General features: G+C 57.8%; 1 protein-coding gene. It reads right to left on the bottom strand.

The window, feature by feature from the left end; all coding sequences use genetic code 11:
- Positions 1 to 250: 250 nt before the first annotated feature.
- Positions 251 to 1,075 (bottom strand): creatininase family protein, encoded by an 825-nt coding sequence (locus tag NW820_RS12565; protein ID WP_011433035.1) that lies wholly within the window; start codon positions 1,073 to 1,075, stop codon positions 251 to 253.
- Positions 1,076 to 1,147: the final 72 nt, after the last annotated feature.

The raw sequence follows: 1,147 nt of genomic DNA, 5'->3' as shown, positions 1-1,147 counted from the left end.
CTGACCGTTAGCGATGAAGATATCCATACCCTCATGGGCAGTGGCCAGGTGAACTTTGCCCAAATCCACCCCATTTCCACCAGAACGGGTGTGTTCTGGGGCCAAGGTATCACCCTTTCCCATTGGGCAGATAGAGTTCGCAGCAGCCCAGCAAAAAGCTGCCCTGATCGCGTCAGCAGGTCGTATCTTGGTCGGCCAGTTCTGGCGAAAGCCTTTCACAAAGCAGGCCGTAGGTCTTTTGCCTGGATCCCTAGACCAGCAGCGGGGCTTTGCGCCAAGCCTTGGGCTGCTGGAACCGGTGCAGATCTCGGATCAGCCGCACCCAGCCGTCAGACATGGACTCCACCAAAACTTTGCCTTTCTCCGGCGTGGCGGCGGTGGCATCGCCCAAAACTCCGCTCTGGGTGAGATCGCGAGTTGCCCAAGCGAAAGGGATCCGCCCTTCCATGCTGAGCAGGCTGTTTTCCGGCAGATCGTGGGGATATTCGCAGACCAATCGGTCGGTTCGCACCGTGTCCGGCAAAAGGTGCATCAGCATACTGGTCTCCCCATCGCCGGCGTGAATGCCCAATTCCCGTTCTTTCTCGGTAAACAGCTCTCGTCCTTCGTGGGGAACGCGCCAGACCGACACCGGAAACAGCATGAAATCTTCATACTTCTGGTGCAGATCGCGGGCAACAATCTCCAGGACCTGTGGCTGGCCACCGTGGGAATTGAGGAACACCAGCTTGCGAAACCCAGCTCGGTAGATGCTCTCTGCCACTTCTGTCAGCACCGCCATCAGGGTTTGAGCCGAGAGGGTAATGGTGCCGGGGAAATGCCAATGCTCGTTGGCTTTGCCGTAACATTGGGTGGGCAAAACATAGGCCGGGATCTCAGGCTCCAGCTTCTCCATGGCGCGCCCAATGATCGCCGTGCCGATGCAGGCATCCACCACCAGGGGCAGGTGGGGCCCATGTTGCTCGATTGAGGCAACCGGCTGAATGATCACCACGTTCTCTTTGTCGGGCATGGCCTGGATCTCCGTCCAGGTCAGGTAGGGGAAAAAGCGGTGGGGCGGGACAAAAGTGTGCATCATGGCGGGATCCGTTCAAGTTTGATCAGAAAGCTACCTAGCACCATGCCACAAAATCGGGTTCACGAAATG

This window comes from Synechococcus sp. R55.7, from assembly GCF_047461955.1.
Taxonomy (GTDB): Bacteria; Cyanobacteriota; Cyanobacteriia; order Thermostichales; family Thermostichaceae; genus Thermostichus.
Note: the sequence above shows the minus strand (reverse complement) of the source record. Positions and strands in the feature narration are given on the sequence as shown.

What these genes read in the sequence shown, in the direction of transcription:
- NW820_RS12565 (WP_011433035.1), bottom strand. Translation starts at nt 1,075, where the DNA reads ATGCACACTTTTGTCCCGCCCCACCGCTTTTTCCCCTACCTGACCTGG.